General features: G+C 42.0%; 18 protein-coding genes, 1 rRNA gene and 2 riboswitches. All 19 genes read right to left on the minus strand.

Annotated elements, in window-relative coordinates; genetic code table 11:
- Positions 1-96, minus strand: a 16S ribosomal RNA gene (locus LCM09_RS20210); the annotation flags it as partial.
- A gap of 417 nt (positions 97-513) precedes the next feature.
- A complete protein-coding gene (locus LCM09_RS20215) occupies positions 514-1,812 on the minus strand; it encodes a VWA domain-containing protein (protein WP_224885506.1) in 1,299 nt (432 codons plus the stop codon).
- 66 nt (positions 1,813-1,878) lie between these two features.
- Entirely contained in the window at positions 1,879-2,175 is a 297-nt protein-coding gene (locus tag LCM09_RS20220) for a hypothetical protein (RefSeq protein ID WP_224885508.1), read from the minus strand.
- 167 nt (positions 2,176-2,342) lie between these two features.
- Positions 2,343-2,633 (minus strand): hypothetical protein, encoded by a 291-nt coding sequence (locus tag LCM09_RS20225; RefSeq protein ID WP_224885510.1) that lies wholly within the window; start codon positions 2,631-2,633, stop codon positions 2,343-2,345.
- A gap of 34 nt (positions 2,634-2,667) precedes the next feature.
- The gene (locus LCM09_RS20230; RefSeq protein WP_224885512.1) at positions 2,668-4,065 is read right to left on the minus strand and encodes a hypothetical protein; all 1,398 of its coding nucleotides are present in this window, start codon (positions 4,063-4,065) and stop codon (positions 2,668-2,670) included.
- Between the two features lie 20 nt (positions 4,066-4,085).
- On the minus strand, positions 4,086-4,760 hold the full coding sequence (locus tag LCM09_RS20235; protein ID WP_224885514.1) for a pilus assembly protein TadG-related protein: 675 nt from the start codon (positions 4,758-4,760) through the stop codon (positions 4,086-4,088).
- A complete protein-coding gene (locus tag LCM09_RS20240) occupies positions 4,757-5,146 on the minus strand; it encodes a TadE/TadG family type IV pilus assembly protein (RefSeq protein WP_224885516.1) in 390 nt (129 codons plus the stop codon). The genes LCM09_RS20235 and LCM09_RS20240 overlap by 4 nt, the downstream gene beginning before the upstream one ends.
- A 6-nt stretch (positions 5,147-5,152) precedes the next feature.
- Positions 5,153-5,359 (minus strand): hypothetical protein, encoded by a 207-nt coding sequence (locus LCM09_RS20245; protein ID WP_224885518.1) that lies wholly within the window; start codon positions 5,357-5,359, stop codon positions 5,153-5,155.
- Between the two features lie 43 nt (positions 5,360-5,402).
- Positions 5,403-6,344: a type II secretion system F family protein gene (locus LCM09_RS20250; RefSeq protein ID WP_224885520.1), complete on the minus strand. Its 942-nt coding sequence runs from the start codon at positions 6,342-6,344 to the stop codon at positions 5,403-5,405.
- 3 nt (positions 6,345-6,347) lie between these two features.
- Entirely contained in the window at positions 6,348-7,277 is a 930-nt protein-coding gene (locus tag LCM09_RS20255; RefSeq protein WP_224885521.1) for a type II secretion system F family protein, read from the minus strand.
- A complete protein-coding gene (locus LCM09_RS20260) occupies positions 7,274-8,605 on the minus strand; it encodes a TadA family conjugal transfer-associated ATPase (protein WP_224885524.1) in 1,332 nt (443 codons plus the stop codon). Before LCM09_RS20260 ends, LCM09_RS20255 begins: the two co-directional genes overlap by 4 nt.
- A gap of 13 nt (positions 8,606-8,618) precedes the next feature.
- On the minus strand, positions 8,619-9,737 hold the full coding sequence (locus tag LCM09_RS20265; protein ID WP_224885576.1) for a CpaE/TadZ family protein: 1,119 nt from the start codon (positions 9,735-9,737) through the stop codon (positions 8,619-8,621).
- A gap of 15 nt (positions 9,738-9,752) precedes the next feature.
- Positions 9,753-10,535, minus strand: coding sequence for a CpaB family protein (locus LCM09_RS20270; RefSeq protein WP_224885526.1), 783 nt, complete (start codon positions 10,533-10,535; stop codon positions 9,753-9,755).
- Positions 10,528-11,283 (minus strand): hypothetical protein, encoded by a 756-nt coding sequence (locus tag LCM09_RS20275; protein ID WP_224885528.1) that lies wholly within the window; start codon positions 11,281-11,283, stop codon positions 10,528-10,530. Before LCM09_RS20275 ends, LCM09_RS20270 begins: the two co-directional genes overlap by 8 nt.
- Before the next feature lie 258 nt (positions 11,284-11,541).
- Positions 11,542-12,837, minus strand: a complete 1,296-nt coding sequence (locus LCM09_RS20280; protein WP_224885530.1) for an NCS2 family permease — start codon at positions 12,835-12,837, stop codon at positions 11,542-11,544.
- 124 nt (positions 12,838-12,961) lie between these two features.
- Positions 12,962-13,063: riboswitch (purine riboswitch) on the minus strand.
- An 84-nt stretch (positions 13,064-13,147) separates the two neighbouring features.
- Positions 13,148-14,686, minus strand: coding sequence for a glutamine-hydrolyzing GMP synthase (guaA, locus tag LCM09_RS20285; RefSeq protein ID WP_224885532.1), 1,539 nt, complete (start codon positions 14,684-14,686; stop codon positions 13,148-13,150).
- Positions 14,687-14,820: 134 nt separating this feature from the next.
- A riboswitch (purine riboswitch) is annotated at positions 14,821-14,922 on the minus strand.
- 39 nt (positions 14,923-14,961) lie between these two features.
- Positions 14,962-17,142, minus strand: coding sequence for a transglutaminase TgpA family protein (locus tag LCM09_RS20290; protein ID WP_224885534.1), 2,181 nt, complete (start codon positions 17,140-17,142; stop codon positions 14,962-14,964).
- A complete protein-coding gene (locus LCM09_RS20295) occupies positions 17,120-18,370 on the minus strand; it encodes a DUF58 domain-containing protein (protein ID WP_224885536.1) in 1,251 nt (416 codons plus the stop codon). Before LCM09_RS20295 ends, LCM09_RS20290 begins: the two co-directional genes overlap by 23 nt.
- Positions 18,370-19,341, minus strand: a complete 972-nt coding sequence (locus tag LCM09_RS20300) for an AAA family ATPase (protein WP_224885538.1) — start codon at positions 19,339-19,341, stop codon at positions 18,370-18,372. Before LCM09_RS20300 ends, LCM09_RS20295 begins: the two co-directional genes overlap by 1 nt.
- Between the last annotated feature and the right edge of the window lie 213 nt (positions 19,342-19,554).

Raw genomic sequence — 19,554 nt, forward strand, 5'->3', positions numbered from 1 at the left:
GAGAAATGGGAGCAAGCTCCCATTTCTCCGCTCGACTTGCATGTATTAGGCACGCCGCCAGCGTTCGTCCTGAGCCAGGATCAAACTCTCCGATAGAAAGTCTAATCTAGCTTTAAAACTTGTTGTTTCCGTAGAAACAATTTCTTGCATGGCGTTTCGTTCAGTTTTCAAAGATCAATTGTATCTTTCGTTTGTCGTTTTCAGCGACTCAACTAATATAACATTTCGTCGGAATCGATGTCAACAACTTTTTTCGAGATTGTTTATTGTTATCTGCGTGCTCCGTAAGAAGCAACGTGATTAATAATACATGACTACCGAAGTAGTGTCAATCTCTTTTTTTATTTAATGATGTTGTCTTTGCAACAACGTTATCTACTATATCAGTTGATTCATGGTGGGTCAATACATAGGATGATATTTTTTGAAAAACAAATAAAAAAGCCAGAGCACAGTTACGCCCTGACTTTAAATGTATTAATTCTTCTTAATTTAATTCAATCAAACGTTTGTTTAACTCGCTCTCTTCTCTTCGATTAAATCGAACATTTCTTCTTTCTTTTCCTTAGTCACTTCACTTAATTCTTCACGTTTCTTGTTGCTGTAGTCTAGAAGGATATCTGAACGCTTATTAATTTTCTCTTTGAGTATTTCTACTTGTTCTTTTGAAATCTTTTCTCTGTAATATAGTTCCTGGGCAGCTTTATAGAGAAGATCCTCTTCTGTCTGAACAACATCATTAAAGGTTGATCGGATTTCATCTAGCTGTTTGATTTTTCGTAGATGCTCTTTGTTTACTGAGATGTCCGCCTTTGCTGATGCAAGGTCTGCTTCAATTGATTCATGAGCTTCATCCACTAATTGATCGAGGGTGTTGTTTAGTTCAACTTTTGAATTAACCGTTTTATAAAAACCGCCACCAGCATCCGCTGCATCCTCGAGCTGATTACGTCCTTCTGTATCTACGTTGAACCCAATAATGTTTACTGTTACATCTAGATCTGATTCATGGAGGTTTTTCGCTTCCTCTACAGGGTCTCCATCACACGTTTCAACACCATCACTTACGATATAAATGTTGTTCTTTACACCTTCTCCAGCTTTCCCTTTTAAATCAGACTGGACTGAGCTGATAGCATCACCTAAAGGAGTCCAGCCCGTAGGTTCGAATTTGCTCAAAGCTTCATTAAATGTCTTTTCATCGTATGTATTCAGTTCATAAAACACCTCATTACTACTACACGAAAGCTCCTTATCACTATCGTCATTGCTTCCTTTATGGCCATATGCTCTTAAGAGTACATTGGCATCCTCAGGTAAGCTACTAGAAAATCGCTTTAAAGCATCTTTTGCGAGATCCATCTTCGTTCCCCCGCTTACTTGCCCTGCCATACTTCCACTAGAATCCAAAAGAATGACGACATTCTCTTCATCTACCTCTTCTTCCTTCTTCAATAGATCCATAAACTCAGGGTTATAGTTTTCGTACGCTTCATTCACTTTGCTATAGTCAGCATGTAGCATAGAAACCAAACCGTTATAAGCTTCCTCCGCATTTGCTGAAGAAGGAATTTTCTCTATTACTTTATCAGGATTAATGGATTGTTTACCACTCTTAATGAAAGAACCCGGAGCTTCTTTTACAATACTCTCTGCATCTGTCGCCGCTTCAGGAAATTCGGCTTTCACTTCCTGTTGCTGTTCTTCTTCTTTGTTATCTTTACTTTCTTGACTAGCACCATCACCGTTGTTAGAGCAAGCTGCTAGTAGTATGCAAATTAACCCCATTAGTAAAACAGAATGCCTCTTCAAGTTTGTGCACCTCCGATAAAACACCTTATCAATAAAATGAACCAAATGTTTTTTAGTGATAGGTTATTACCTAAACGAATTTGTTATAGTTAAAATTACTCCGATGAAGAGTATCATTAATACAGTTTGAATAAGACGTACTGAAATACTCTCCCCTAAGTTTCTTCTGCTCATATGAGCAAAAACACCTATTACACTTACTATACATACAACTATTACAGCATAAATCAACCACGGCGGGCGTTCAGTCAATTTGTAGACTCCCCCACCCTGTGATTCACCTAATGAAAAAACTATTCCTAACGTACTGCCAAGAACAGTTACTGCCGCAATCGCTTCTATATAACCCCATACTTTACTCATATAACTGTCACCTGGTGTTCTCCACTATATTTTTCAGTAAATTAATTAAGTTAGTGCATAACGCTATTAGTAAACAAGTAATTCTAATAAAAGAAGAAACTTATTCAAATTCAAAAATAACAAGAATGTGCAACAGTTTGATAGCACATCTTCTTACAAACTTTAATTCATAGCCAAAACTCTCCTATGGCTCTAGATACTAAAAGTAATATAAATAAAATAGCACCCCAAACTATCGTTTTAACCGTAACATTCTTTCCATTTTCACTTATAAGATTAACTGATGAAACAATTCCACCAAATGCAAACACAATAATGATTCCCACAAAAAACATTTTATCATTATTATCTAATTTCCCGTTTTCAATAAATAACTGAGAATAAACAAATATTACTACGAATGCGAGTATTATTAGTATCGTTGTAGTCCTAGATAATTTTTTCCACACTTTTAACATTCACCTCCACCTTTAAAATATTATTAATCGATTTTTATTTGTGTATCGGGTGTATTGGGTTTCTATAGTTACTATTTAATAATTCTCTTTCCCTACTATTATCAGTTGGTTGATCTGGTTTTTGGGATTTCTTTTGTTGTTCTGAAGATTTCTCACTTGATTTTCCAGAGTCGGAATTGTTAAATCCATCCTTCACCTCTTTCTTTACAATATCTTCTGTTCCTTTACCAGTTAATTCTTCAAGCATCTCTGTAGAAGATGGATTCCCTAGCCAACTCAAAACCCTCCGGCTATTAAAAAATTTGTTACTCACATTAGAAAATACTCCATATGTGAACATACCTCCAACGAAGCCTGCGACGAAGTTTTCAGTAAAGAGCCATTCTCCTTTTAAGCCTTCAACCATGAAGTTTTCGATACCACCAAAGGTAGCAATAGGGACTCCCCACGCAGCGTACTGACCGAACTTTCCAGCCGAAAGTAAACCACCTGCAAATAAAGAAATAGGTGCCATTAATCCAGTTACTAAACCTCCTGCAACAATATCAATTAATAAGTGGGAATGATTAAACTCACCAGTTATTATAGAGTTTGTTAAGGACATCATTGTAGAAATCCGGACCCCCACACTCACACCGTTAGTTATCTTGGACAGAGTTCCACTCGCAGTATAGGATAATTTGAGCTGACCCCAAGCACTCTTCCCTAAACTCAACAAACCTCTCCCAGCAGCAGCCAACGCCCCAGTAGCCTGTCCAATCCCACCAAGCAGCGCACCACCAGCTGTCCAGCCTAATGAGCCTAGGAAACTATAATCGCTGTTTCGATTCATAAGGTAATAAGCGCCACCAGCGATGCCAGCTCCTATTCCTGCTGCAATCGCAACTGGAGCGCTAATAATCCCAAGAGCGACTCCACCTACGATCCCTGCGCCAACGCCTACAAAACTTATTGTTGATTTAACCCAGTTCGGCGTAGCATCCCAGAGATTAGATGTGAAATTCGTTAATGCATTCCATCCATTAACTGCGCCATCAATAAATCCGTCCCAGAGGTTTGCGGACCAATCTGTAAAAGATGCCCACAATTCTTGTGACAAACTACTGAGCTCGCCCCATTTGTCACTTGCAAAATTCATTAGTTTGTTCCATCTATCAGAGATGACATCCCCCATATCACCGACAGTATCGAAAAGTGGGGCTAGAAACTCTCTTCCTTTGTTAAAAGCGTCTCCTATATAGTTTCCGATTTCTTCCCACCAATGGCTATCTTTCTTACTGTCATTAACAGTGGCCTCTCCGTCACTTTCGGTTTTTTGAAAGTTATCGTTCTTATAGTCAACGTCTCCAACCTCAGCTAAAGCAATAGGAGATATGCTAGTAGCGAGCATTAATATGAGAAAAACCAGAGATATCAGACGTTTAAACGCCACTATGTACCCTCTCCCCTCTGTTATTTACAACTTATATCGATTCCCACTGGTGTCCCAATCCCAGCAGCAGCATCCGCTTTGATTCCTTCGAACTGTGAATCTTCAACAGTAACGTATGAACCTTTGCGTTCAGATTGTACGTAAATGCTGAAGGTTTCTTCTTCAAATTCAACCCTTACGTTTCGATCAGCACCATTTTTCTTGGCATAGCGATTCGCTGCATCTTCAATTTCAGACATGTTTCCTCGCACGGCTTCACAGGCAATCTCGCTAATTTCCTCTTCATTATAAAAGTAGAGTAGTAGCTTATTCGCATCCAGGTCGACGCCATCGCCTTCTTTGATCCATTTCTCAACTTCTGAACGATAGGAATCGTCTCCGCCTTCGATTTCACTCTCAAGCCATCCACCAATGTCAGCATCTTCGAGTTCCTCATTTGCGACATTTTGCTTTATATCTTCAAGGCGATTTTCGAGCTTGTCTTTAATCACCTCGTCATAAGACTTTCTTGCCTCTCTTGATGCAGCTAGAACTGCTGAATCTGCACTTGTTTGACTGACGCGTTTTGAGATGAATACATTAAAGAAATCAAAGAAAGCAAAGCTGATAAAAATGGAGACGACGAGTAACCCAACCATGATCAGCAGCATACTGTTGCCTTGTTCATTTTTTAGATAAGAACGTAGTTTTGTCATGGCAAATTTCCTTCGTCGTCATCCTCTTCCATCGGCATCGTCGCATCAGCATCAAAATCAAGTTCAATTTGACCGACAAGCGGAATTGATACAGTCGGAATTCTTGAAACGACCGTTACAGTTATGTCCTCTCCCGATTCAACCGAACTGACAGATTGAATCTGTAAGCCACCTGCTGAACGCTCCGCTACTTGTTCCGCATTCCCACCTACCGATGCCGCCCTGGCACCATCTCTGGCAGCTGACTCTGTAACAACAACCGCATAAGCCACTAGCGCCATCTGCCAGATAATCATAAATGCCACGATAACAAGCGGGAATACAGCTAGAAATTCAATCGTTTGTGACCCTTTCTCATTTTTGAGGTAAGAAGTAAGCTTTCTCATAGCGAATTAAATGTCACTGATCATTTGAGAAATACGATCAACGATAGCGGATGCTATTCCATCCCCATTTCCTTCTACCGCCGTTGCAACGGCTGCCATCACTGCTAGAACAACTAGACCAAGCGCTACCCACTCAAGAGCTTGAGCTCCTTCTTCATTATTTACGTACTGATTCATCGTTTCCTTAGATTTAATCATTAATTTGTTCAACATTGTAATCTCTCCCTTTATTTAATAGTTTTATTATTTGAACCTTCTAATTAAAGAAGGTATCAAGACCAAATGCACCAGGGTTGTAAATCACGTTCAGAGCTAGTAATCCGATGATCAAGATGAACACACCCGGCAAAACGAAAAATGTTGTTACTAGCGTAATTTGAGGACTTGCCTTCGCTGCTTTCTCCTTAGCTTTAAAGCTTCTAGTGGCGCGAAGGTCATCCGCTTGAATGGCGAATGTTTTAGAAACAGGAACACCTAGAGTAGATCCCTGAATAAGAGAGTTGACAAGCATCTCTAGCTCTCTAGATGAATTTCGGTTGATTAAGTTTTCATAAGCTGTTTTTCTCGGAACGCCAAGATCAATTTCGCGATTAAAGCGTTCTACCTCTTCACTCAGCGGTCCATCGAACTGCCTTGTAACTTGATGGAGAGCACCATCTAATCCAACACCAGCTTGAAGTGTGACGCTGACGGTATCGAGAAAGTCTGGCATCATCATACTAATCGTTTCTTGTCGTTCTCGAGCTTTTAATAATAGCCATAGATTCGGCCCTAAATAGCCCCCAAGAGGTAGTAGGAGAAACATCGCAAATGCAAGCGGAAGTCCTAGAAGAAGGTAGAACATCCCAGCGACGATTCCGCATAGTCCAAGGAAGAACCGAAGACCATAAAAGCTTTCAAGCCTGAGGCCCATCGGATTACCCGCCTGAATCAGGTTGTTTTCGTCCTTTTCTCGATCTGAGAAGAACGCGTATTTAACGCCTGTTGGTCCTGCATATTCAGCTGCTTTTATCAGGCGATCACTCACTTTTTGCCTAAAACTCACTCGGCTCTGTCGAACAGATTCCTCTACCTTCAGTTGGTCGACTAGCTTATGTTTCTTGCTGATATACAAGTAGATATAGATAAAACCGATTAGTAGTATTAATAAAATGGCAGTAATTAAGAAACCCGCGTAAACACTTAATAATGAACTCATAGGTTACACCCTTATCCTTGAAATCCGTTTGATCAGAATGAAAGCCGCGAACATGATAAGGGAAAATATCGCGAATAGGAGCAGCCCCCATGTTGTGAATAGAACGTTTAGAAAGCCTTCGATGAACAGGTTCATCATAATCGCCATCATGAATGGCATGATCACTAGAATGTATGCGATCGAGCGTGATTCTGCTGTCGCGGTTTGGATCTCTTTTTGAACACGACCTCTTTCCTCTATCGTTCCTGCCATTAAATCCAGCACTTCAGCAAGGTTTCCCCCTACGCGCCGTTGAATCAAAATCGTACTTACGAATATCGAAATCTCCTTACTCGAGTATCTCTCTCGAAAACGTCCCATCACTTGCTCAACGTCATCCCCAAGCTTTATTTGTTGGTCCATTATTTTAAATTGCGGACCAGCTGGTTCTGACACCTCTGTCCCTACCATTTCAATTCCTTGTGGGATTGTCTGACCAGCCTTAATCGAATTAGACATCATCCTACAGATTTCAGGAAGTTGTTTGTTGAAGCTTTCATTCAACTTATCTTGTCTTGCATTTAATAGAAGTCTAGATCCGATCCATACAGAGAAGTACGCGATCAATAGTGCGATGAGTGGGAGTAAGCCTAATAAGAAAAACCCCACGAACCATAGCACTGCAAGAGTAAGTAAATAGATCCCCATATACTCAGAGGGCTTTAGGCGAATGTTCGCTTTGACAAGCTTCTTCCCTAAGTCTCGTGACAACTCTGATTCGTCGTATTTATCGCCTATCAAAATCACGAAACTCTTTCTAGTCTGTTCACCTGTTTCAAACCATTCATCGATCTTCTTAACTGACTGTTTCGCTCGACGACTTTCCATGACGTAATAAATGAATAAAAAGAATGATAGAAATGCAGCGGTAAGTGCCAGGAGGGCAGTAGTCATACGATCGCCCCCTCTAGGAACAGTGAATCAGGTAGTTCAACTCCGTAAGCTTTGAAGCGATCAACAAGGTTTGGTCTATACCCAGTAGCCTCAAAATGCCCTTTCACTTTGCCATCTGCTGTTACACCTTCACGCACATAGCGGAATATGTCATGAATTTCAATTTCCCCGTTAACTTCAGCAATTTCAGCTATGCTAACTACTTTACGCCCACCATCAGGTTGTCTTGAAGTTTGGACGATGAGATCGAGAGCTCCTACAAAATAGCCCCGAATGATATCAACTGTTATCGGTAAACCTGACATCACGACCATTGCCTCCAAACGACCAAGCGCATCTTTTGGCGAGTTGGCGTGCACCGTTGTGAGAGAGCCTTCGTGCCCCGTATTCATGGCTTGAAGCATATCGATCGCTTCAGAACCACGAACCTCTCCGACAATAATTCGATCAGGACGCATTCTTAGAGCATTCTTTACAAGCTGACGAATCGTGACCTCACCTTTGCCTTCCATATTGGGTGGCCTCGCTTCTAGACGAACAAGGTTTTCATACGTAAAGCGAAGTTCAGCCATATCCTCAATCGTTACGACCCGCTCTCCGAGTGGAATCGAATCTGAGAGAACATTGAGTAGAGTTGTCTTCCCGCTTCCCGTTCCTCCAGATACGAGGATATTCGTTTTTGCTTTAACGGCCGCTTGTAGAAAGCGTCCCATTTCATCCGTAAACGTCCCAAAACCTTGAAGGTCCTCAAGCGTAAACGGTGTTTTATTAAATTTACGAATTGAGATAGAAGGCCCATCTAGTGAAATAGGAGGAATGACCGCATTCACACGGCTTCCATCCGGCAGTCTCGCATCTACCATCGGCGAACTTTCATCGATTCGTCTTCCAAGTGGAGCGATAATGCGATCGATGATATGACGAATATGTTGATCATCTTTGAACTGAATGTCTGTTTCCTGCATTTTCCCGCCACGTTCGATATACACTTCGTTCGCACCGTTCACCATAATTTCTGTGATGCCATCATCCTGAAGCAACGCCTCTAGCGGGCCATATCCAACAGATTCATTAATGATCTGTCGAATGATCCTCTCCATTTCTTGACTTGGAATGATGACTTTTTCTTCATCGATCATTTGTTTAACGAGCCGTTCGATCGTTTGCTTTCGTTCATGAGGTGGAAGGGTAGTGATACTCTCAAGATTCGCTTCTTTAATCAACCGATTCTTGTAGTGCCTCACCCACTTTTCTTCAGGGCTGTTTGTAACGTCCCATTCTCTAGCCTGTGGAGTACTTTGATTCGATGCTCGCTGTAACCAGGACATAAACTCACCTCCTCTACATCAACACTTTGTCAACAAAGAGCTTCATATCCTTCGTTGCTTTTGACTGACCACGATCATTTTTCTTTTTATAAAATGGTTCACCCATGTTCAGAACCGGTTGTAAACCGAAGTAATCGGATCGAACCGAAGCGGTAACTTCTTTTGAAAGAAGTCTCGCGATATCCTTTTCCGCTAACTCACCTTTTGGGTGTGTCCGATTTAATAGAAGTGAAACAGGGTGATTGCGTCCGCTCAGCTGAAACCGCTCGAATAAATCCATCGCATTTTTGAAAGCACGTAGCCCCAAACTATCCGGGGTCAGAATATAGTGAATCGCCGTCGACTCTGTTAATCCAGTAAAACTAATCGTACTGATGGCTGAAGGCAAATCAAGAATCACATAGTCATAGTGCGCTCGGCACGTACGTATCACCTTTGAGATCAGCTCTTCGTTTATCTCTTCTGCCTTAGCTGGATTTGCAGGTCCAGGCAATACATCGATACCTGTTCGCTCATCTTTGATCGCAATGTTCTCGATATGATGTAAAGACAGCTCCTGAAGAACAGGCTGTAGATCATAATAGGATCTTGAGAATTCAAGCCCAAGAGCCGGCTCAACTCCTCCGAACTGCGCATTTAAATCTATGAGCATGACTCGTTTATCATGGTGAATTCGAAGTGACTGAGCTGTTAGGATCGATAATAATGTCGTTCCACTGCCACCCTTTGCACTATAAAAGGCATGGACAACACCGTTCCCTGAATCGCGGTTGAACGATTGTTCTGTTAATTCAAGACTTTGCTGGACTTCCATAATCAGTTGACCTAGTCGGTCCATCTCATCAGGGAACACCAATACATCATAAGCCCCCGCTTTCACCCATCGTCTCCCTTCATCAAACGAACGATCATCGGTTATCCCGATCACGAAGCTCGAGGTAGGAACCGTAATCGCTTGAAGAGCCTCAAGCTCATCACTATCTACAAAGTAAAATTGAAAGGTTTCAGAGAAAGAAGGTTTCCATTCTTCCTGAGTGACGACATCGACGCCACCTTCTAAAAGCTCTTTTCTTATCGACTCAATAACGTCTTTTTTCTTTGATAAAATTAATGACTTATACGACGAACTCATCTCATCCACCCCACTTTACTCCTCATCAGACTCATCCTTCGCTGCTTCTTTTTTAGCATTTTCTTTCTTCTGTTCAGCCGCCTCTTTTGCTTTGGCCTCTTTGGCCTCTTCTTCCTTCTTCTTCTCAGCCGCTTTCTTTGCCGCAGCTTCTTTCTTCGCTTGCTCTGCTTCTGCAGCAATTTGGTTCACACGAAGAATACGAATTTGTTTCGCTGCGTTTTGGGCATGGATCAATTTTTCAGCCTGGTCCAAATCTAGCGATACTCGAATTGCTGGACCAAACGACTCGTCGTCATTATCCGACTGAATTTCTTCTAGTTGTACGACCGGAACCGTTTCAAGCAAGCGCTCTGTTGTTACGCCGCTTTTGGTTTCCATAACAGAATACACATCAACAAGGTCACCTTCAGTGATCGCTTGATCGATTACGACATTAGACGTTGGATTTAACCACACGACTCTGTTTTCAGCCGGAATATCAAGCTTCTTCCTGACAACGTTTTTTGTAAGAATATCCCCATCATTTAAGTTAACGACGGCGATCGCTTCATCTAGATCCTTCTCATCCTGGATGAAAGAGGATACCTGGCTGCTTCTTGGCATCTCGACCCATTCGATATCACTTTTCTCAAGTGACGTGTATGAACGGATATCAGAACCTGCAGCTGCTACCTTTACCGTTTCACCCAATGACTCCTGAGCCATCCGAATTTGATTTAGAATAAAGCCAGCCGCAACGACGGCAAGGATAAAAGCAAGTGTAAGAAAAATAAGTGCTTTTCGTTTTGCATCAATCATCAGATTCACCCCAACGCTTATTAATAGGTATCCGAGCAATATGGATAAATGGAACATTAACCGGAAGGTGGGGTTTCGCTATCGTAATATCGCGGTCACCTTGAAAGTCGATCGACACGCCTTTTTTCACAACCCAGTATTCTGAATCGTCCTTCGGAACGATTACGGCTTTCAGTACTTCCGATAGTTTTCCAGATCCTTCAACAGTTATTTTTTCGTTTTTCCAATTAGCTCGTTTGTAGATTTCACTTTTTGGTTCTCGATACGCACGAAGCATTCTTCCATTCGAGAAGACAGCTGGCTTTTGAGAGATGACCGTTCCTGATACAGTTCTAGTCAACCTTTCAACCAAACGATTGACTTCCTGCTTTGTAGGTTTTGAGAGAGATTGAACCTTTTCAACGAGCATGTAAAGCAGCGCTCGGTTGCTTGGAGCCGGAATCGCAATCACATATCTTTCGTTCATAAGCCAGTTTGATAACTTCCTAAGCTCATCAGCTGGTTGTACTTGAGGGTCATAGAAATAAATAATTCTGCTACCTGAAGGAAAACGATCGATGAAATACGCGATCTCATCCTCTAGCTTCCAGTTGGCAAAGGGAACCTTCTTTGATAATCGGAATCTAGAATCATACTTATTGAGATAGTCTCCTAAATCATCAGCACCCTTTAGTTTGATAGGTTTTATACAAATGGTATCGCTTTGGAGTGATTGAAGCCCAAGCGATTCATCAAGTACGATTTTCATATAATCTCCTTGCTCTTTTTTTGTTTTTTTCACATTTGTTATATTCGCATAAATGTGTAAAAAAATGTGTGCAAATCGGCCGTATAATGGAATTTCCAGAAAGTAACGACGAAAGTCACCGTTACATCTGTGCTAAAACGACTGTACGTATGACTTAAGGCTTAAGATAGATAGTCACTCATCTGTGATTATTGGCGCAATACATGCAAAAAACCAGACAGCAAATGACTGCTGTCTGGTTTCTATTAATCTTGTAATCTACGCTAAGAATGCAAAGTAGGCAACGAATACAAAGAACAAGGCATACATGATCGGATGTATGTTCTTTCCTTCGCCTTTCACTAGCATCGTGATGGGATACATGACGAACCCTAGTGCAATCCCAGTTGCGATACTGTACGTAAGCGGCATCGCGATGATTGTTAAGAATGCTGGCACTGCGATTTCAAATCGGTTCCACTCGATTTTCCCAAGAACACTGACCATTAGAACCCCAACGATAATCAAGACGGGAGCCGTAACTGCTGGCGTTACGACAGCTAATAATGGTGAAAAGAATAAAGCTAGAAGAAAGAGTCCAGCAGTGACAACGGAAGTGAACCCTGTTCGGCCACCAGCCGCTACACCTGATGATGACTCAATATATGCGGTTGTTGTAGATGTTCCTAGCACAGCACCTAGTACCGTTGCAGATGAGTCAGCGAACAATGCTTTACCTGCACGAGGTAGCTTATTGTCTTTCATAATCCCCGCTTGCGTTGCAACAGCGATTAGCGTTCCTGCTGTATCGAAGAAATCTACGAATAAGAAAGTAAGGACGACGACTAGCATATCGATCGAAACTAAGTCACCAAGGTGACCAAGTGCTACGCCAAATGTTGGCTCTAGACTTGGAATACCACCAACGATGCTACTTGGAACTGGAACCTGGCTGAAGATCATTCCAACGATCGCTGTGATTACCATTCCGTAGAAAATGCCTCCGTTTACGTTTCGCACCATAAGGATGACTGTGACGATAAGACCAAACACCGCTAGAAGCGTTGAACCTGATAGAAGATCTCCTAACTGGACGAGTGTAGAATCGTTATTCTCAACGATACCAGCACTCTTAAGACCGATGAATGCGATGAAAAGCCCGATACCGCTCGCTGCGGCGTATTTTAATTCCATCGGTATGGCATTGATAATCTTTTCTCTAATTTTGAAAATCGTAATAATAATAAAGATAAGTCCTGATACTAATACGCCCGCAAGCGCTGTTTCCCAAGGTACTCCCATGACTATCACGACTGAATACGTGAAGAAAGCATTTAATCCCATTCCAGGTGCTAGTGCAATCGGATACCCAGCGAGCACACCCATGATTAGCGTACCCAGTGCCGCAGCTAAAGCTGTAGCGGTGAAAACAGCTCCTTGATCCATTCCTGCATCTGCTAGGATAGATGGGTTAACAAATAGGATGTATGCCATCGAAAGAAATGTTGTTAATCCCGCGATCGATTCCTTTTTGTATGTTGTGTTGTGTTCTTGAAAGCGAAAAAATCGATTCATTTTAAATCCCCCTATTTGAACATCCGTCGTAAAAATAAAAAAAGCTCCGGGTTCTCTACCCGGAGCGGACTAATAGGAAAAGAAAGATCGCAAACCGTCATGCTTCGTGAGCCAAACGGTTCACTCCCCTCTCTGTTTCCTTCGTAGTCAGGTTATTTACGGTAACCTGGTAGAGACTTTCGGGCCATATTCCCGATGTTATACGATGGATTGTCGTTCATTTATTTACTAGTGTAGTGTATCAATTACTTCATTTTGCGTCAACAGTAAATCCGAACAATTTCTGTTTTTATTTTTTATTTGTTCGTGTTTACTCCCACTCGATTGTAGCAGGTGGCTTGGAAGTAATATCGTACACGACACGATTCACATGATCCACTTCATTCACGATACGAGTCGAAATGATTTCAAGGATATCGAAAGGAATACGTGCCCAGTCGGACGTCATTCCATCGATCGATGTAACGGCACGAACACCAATCGTATAGTCATACGTTCTCGCGTCTCCCATAACGCCAACACTACGGAAGTCAGGAAGGGCCGTGAAGTATTGCCAAATATCACGATCAAGTCCTGCTTTTTTGATTTCTTCACGAAGGATCGCATCTGATTCACGAACGACCTTCAGCTTCTCTTCCGTTACTTCGCCAATAACGCGGATACCAAGACCTGGTCCTGGGAACGGTTGTCTCCATACAATCTCATCCGGTAGACCAAGCTCTGTACCAACTTTACGAACCTCATCTTTAAAGAGCATGTTGAGTGGTTCGATCAAGTCGAGCTTCATATCTTCAGGAAGACCACCTACATTATGGTGGGATTTAATCGTTTGAGCTGTCGCAGTTCCACTTTCAACAATATCTGTGTAAAGCGTTCCTTGAGCAAGGAATGACATATCCTCAAGCTTCTCGGACTCTTCTTCAAACACATAGATAAACTCGTTACCAATGATCTTACGCTTCTTCTCTGGGTCCGTTACCCCTTTGAGCTTCGATAGGAAACGGTCAGCAGCATCGATCTTGATAAGGTTCATTTCAAACCCTTCACCAAATGTCTTCATCACACTGTCTGCTTCGTTCTTACGAAGAAGGCCATGATCGACAAACATACATGTTAGCTGGTCACCGATCGCGCGGTGAACGAGAGCCGCAACGACAGAAGAATCAACGCCCCCGCTTAGTGCGCAAAGAACTTTCTTGTTACCAACTGATTCACGGATCGTTTCGATCTGTTCTTCAATAAAATTCTCCATGGACCAGTTTCCTTCACACTCACACACGTTGTAAACGAAGTTCTTCAATAGTGCGTTCCCATGCTCAGTGTGACGAACTTCAGGGTGGAACTGAACGCCATATAGGTGACGAGAAGAATCGCTCATCGCTGCAACTGGACATGATGGGTTTGTTGCAGCTACATCAAATCCTTCTGGTGGAGCTTTTACAAGATCACCATGACTCATCCATACTGATTGCTCTTCAGGAAGGCCCTCATACAGTGGTGATTGGTGAGTGATGTTCAACATAGCTTTACCATATTCACGGTGCTTTGCTGCTTCTACACTACCACCAAAATGATGTGTCATAAGCTGCATACCATAACAAATGCCAAGAACCGGAATGCCAAGCTCAAAAATTTCCTCATCACAGCGTGGTGCTCCTTCACCGTATACGCTGTTAGGACCGCCTGAGAAGATGATTCCCTTCGGATTAATCTTCTTGACCTCTTCTGCAGTAATGGTGTTCGGGTGTAACTCACTGAATACACCAAGGTCACGAATACGTCTTGCTATTAGCTGATTGTATTGCCCTCCAAAGTCGAGGACAATAATGGATTCCTGTTCTTCTAACATCTAATTCCCTCACTTCTATTTAGTCTTCAGTAGTTTTGTCTACAATAGCTATCACTACTCTAACAAACAATGCCCGGTAATATAGAAAAAAAGCCAGAACTCTGCCATGGTACAAAGGCAGAATCCTGGCTTTAACTAGGAATATCTGCCTTCATAGTCAGATCATTTACGGTGATCCGGTAGAGACTTCTGGGCCATATTCCCAGGGATATACGAAGGTGACACTTATTCTCGCTAAAACTATGGATTCATTCTATCAACCGTCTATACAACGGTCAAGATTGCATCTTTTTAATTAAATTTTCCCATAATTCCTTCATTTCGTTCCAACCAGATTCTGAAGGTTTACCACGATAGTGATTTTCCTCATAGCGCCTTGTTAAAACCTTCATATCCTGTGTACCAAGTTGGTTGTCAACTTTCACCGCATACTCACGTAACGTCTGACCATCTCCCCGCTTAATACCATGAAGTTCTAGCAACCATAGGAGTCTAAAGTAAGCTTCTGATAGTGCTTTGCTATCGTCTCGCCGCTTATATTTACGAAGGAAGAAACGCTTGATCCACTTCTTGTAATTTTTAAATGCATAAACAACGAAAGCTGCTAACACAATGAGTAAACCAATCGTATGCCAGATTGTCCATTCCAACGATAATGAGAATCCTTTTGAAGAACCTTGCTGCTCATCCTCTTGAGTTTGATTTTGAGGCTGTTCTTCTTCAGGCGTAGCCGGTTCAGGAGCTTCAGCTTCTGCTCCGCCCTCTTCATTATAATCAGATACAAAGTCAGCTAAGCCCGAAAACCCACGCGTTGGCTCAAACGGAACCCAACCTACACCTGGAAAATAGGCTTCTACCCAGGAGTGGGCGTTATTGTTCGTAACTTCATACTCACCATAATCACCATTCGTGCTTACATACTCTCCTTCAGTAAAACCTTTCACCCAGCGTGCTGGTATATCAAGACTTCTCAATAGTACCGTCATAGAGCTTGAGAAATTATCGCAATATCCCTTTTTACTTTCAAAAAGAAATTGATCAACATAGTCTTCATCTTGATCAGGGACCGATACATCTTTCGTTTCATAAACAAATCCATTACCAACGAAGTAATTCTCGATCGCTCTTGCTTTATCGTAAGGATTGTCTTCTTCTGCTACGATCTCCTCAGCAAGTTCCGAAACACGTTCTGGAAGCGATTCAGGTAACTGAAGATACTGATTCCGGATATCTTGTGAATACTCTACCGGTGCTTCCTTAAGAAGTTTCTCTGAAAATGTTGGCCTTTCATATGATAACGAATAGTTATCAAGTACAAATGGGTCAGCTAGCTTTTGAGTGAATACTTTCCCAGAAACAACGTTCGTCACTAATTGAACATCATCTGGTGCCTCAACATCTGTCACTTGCCCAGGGTGAATGATAAAGTCATATTCAACGTTACCACTCATCGAAACGTTTGCATCTAACCCTTCGACCTCAACGCTTTCTTCGTAAAGACGGTCTGTTCGGCCTTCGAAAATTCTGCGATCAGGGAGAGAAACGTCCCACCCTTTACCTGTATACACATCTTTTGTTTCTACACGCCAATAGCCTCTTTGCTGTGTTTCAGCATTGAAAACAGGTGTATCATCTTCAATGAAAGGACCACCAAGCCTTGAATCATCTTCATCATAGCCGATCTTACTGATGCCATTGCCTTTCGCATCGCTGCCCTCTTCATACTCTGTTGTTTTCTTAATAAACGGAACAGGATCTGGCCACTGTGGTTCTGCCTTAGGTGCGATATAACCAAACAAAGAAGAGAATGTGATAATCAGGACGAGAGGCATAAGCCAGAATACAGGAAATCTACCTTTTGAGAAGGTAACGCCCTCTTGCTCTTGAATTCGTAAGATTTGTAGTAACCCTAATAACACAAAGCCAATCATTATGATGCGGATGATTGCAACATCAGCGTTATAAGCTGTGAACGTATCGATCACAGAGATATACACGATGGTAACGACGAGAAAGAGAAAGATTCTTCTTGTCTGAATCAACCAGTACTGCATAAGATAACTGATCAACCATAATAAAATAAAAAATAAAAGTGTCCGAAATAGATTGGATAACTCTCCCCAACTTGTATCGAACATCAATCCGATGTTTTGACCGACGTCTGAGAGAAAGTACTTGAACCAAATCATTTCAAGAAAAGCACCAGGAAAGAATAGAGAATGCAGGGCATAGGTCATCGCGATCGCTTTAATAGGAAACGATAACCAGAATGGGATTTGAAAATAGGACATCAAGAACAGAAATGCTGTAAAGAGAATAAACACTTCTGGTTCCCCGGTATTTGAAATGACAGATAACGGCCTTAGCCATTCCCAGAACAGGAGAAAACCTAGTCCATAAAGGAGAAGGGAATAGATCCAGTCTAATTTCTGATCAGCTTGTTGCACGTTTCCCACCTCCCTTTAACTCCTCATTAAAAACCTCACCTGAAATAGCATGAACCTTCACTCCAAATTGAATAAGCTTGTTAAGTTCCGCCTGCTCAGCGAGTTTAATATTTTCAGTAACGTAGAAGAATTCAACCTGCACTTTTCTTGAAACAAGCTCTTTCAGCGTCGAAAGAAACGCAGCATCAAGAGAAGGACTCACAATAAACACGCCTGTCCCTGCAGGAAAATGGTGTGCCTCACGTTTAATAACAGTATCGAAACGCGTAGATCCGTTCGGATTCACTCTAGCAAGATGGTGAAAAATTCTTCTGCGCTGGGCCTTTCCACCATTCACACTTAAAACGGTATGATCTTTCCCAGAAGAAACGAGCCCCATCATCGCATTTTGTCTCAACGCAGCATGCGTGATGGAAGCAGCAAGTCGAACCGCCTTCTCAAACAGTGGTGAGTAATCACGACCAAAATGCGTTTCCTCACGATCTAGAAACAGCATGAAGTCCCTACTAACTTGTTGTTCGAACTGCTTCGTTAATAGCTTCGAGCTCTTTGCTGTTGCTTTCCAATCGATCCAGGACAACTTATCGCCAGGTACATACTCTCGAACACTTACGGCTGTTGAATAATCAAAGTCCGCCTTTCTTGGGGAAGGTCTTGTCCCAGAAAGCTGTTGGCGGTAAGGTGTCCATGTAATAGATTGATAGCTTGGAAGAACATAAACAGATTGCTCAACTTTTACATTCTCTTCATGTTGAACGAATCCAAACATATCTCCCGCTCTGCATCGCAATGAATGAAACCGATACTCCCCTCTTGGAATAGGATTAATGACATAAGAATATGTCAACTCCTTACGAAACATGGGGAAAAGAAGTGCGAGCGACCCTCTCTGATACCGAGAAGAATCTTCTGAAGCAAGTGGAAATAAACGCTCAGGTAAAAGATCTTCTACGATTAAATAAAAAAGAGGAAAGCGATTTGCACGCTTGACCGTAACCGTTACGGTGAGCTCCTGACCATCTTCCAATTCCGTCTTATTAACTGTTCTCGTCATCTTTATGCCATCTAGCGGATAGAAAAGCAATGCGAGGGAGTAAATCACGAAGGGAATGAACGTATAGAAGAGAAACCAACTAACAAACCCGCCTTGAAACATCGCATATGAGAAGGTGATGAGTAGTAGGAAAATTAAAAAGAAGAATTTTAAAACTCGATTTTGTGAAAGCTTCTCTCTCATTACACTTTCTCTTCCCTTACGATCGGAACTTTTACTCTTTGAACGATCTCTTTTATGATTTGCTCAGACTGCTGACCTTCAAAAGCTGCCTCCGACTTTAAAAGCACACGGTGTGATAACACATAAGGAGCTAAATATTTGATGTCATCAGGAACGACATAATCACGATTGCGCATGAATGCATAAGCCTGGGCAGCCTTCATCAATGAAAGTGAACCTCGAGGACTCGCCCCTAAATAGATCGACGTATTATGTCTCGTCCTGCTTACGATATCGATGATATACTGCTTAACTGATTGCTTTACGAATACCTCTTTCACGGTCTTCTGCATGCTGATCAACTCATCGATTTCAAGAGCTGACTCAATCGCGTCGATAGGATGCCCGTGCTCTGTTCTATTCAACACTTCGAGCTCCTCTTCAGGAGATGGATAGCCCATCTTCAGCTTTAGTAAGAAACGATCGAGCTGAGCTTCAGGCAGCGGATACGTTCCTTCATATTCGATTGGGTTTTGTGTTGCCATAACGAAGAATGGTTGAGGAAGGATATGCGTTTCCCCGTCTACCGTCACACTGCCTTCTTCCATTCCTTCTAGAAGTGCAGATTGTGTCTTTGGTGACGTACGGTTGATCTCATCGGCAAGAATAATGTTTCCTAAAAGAGGCCCTTTTCGAAACTCAAACATCATTTCTCTCTGATTAAATACAGAGACCCCTGTTAAATCAGATGGCAATAAATCGGGTGTGAATTGAATTCGATTAAATCCAGCTCCTACCGATTTCGCAAGTGCTCGAACCATCATCGTTTTCCCTACGCCCGGAACGTCTTCTAAAAGGACATGGCTACCAGCCAGAAGGGCAACAAGACTTAATTCAGTAACCTCCCTTTTTCCTACCATTACATTTTCAATATTTTCTATGACTTTTCTCACAGATGGGTGGTACGTATCGTACTGGTACTCTGAGCTCATGAACGATTCCTCCATTAACCTCTATCAAGGTAGTTGTATTCAATATAGGTATCTTTACCTATTAAACGCAATGTCTAAATACTCATAGCCTTATTGTAACAAAAATAGGAAACGACACGTTAGAAAGTTCCTATATTTTCACATAATTACAAAAATAAAATATGGAAGATAGTGTAACGATACTCGTTTTCTCTACGTAAAAACGGGAACAGG

Origin of the sequence: Guptibacillus algicola (genome assembly GCF_020171805.1) — a bacterium.
Classification (GTDB): domain Bacteria; phylum Bacillota; class Bacilli; order Bacillales; family Guptibacillaceae; genus Guptibacillus; species Guptibacillus algicola.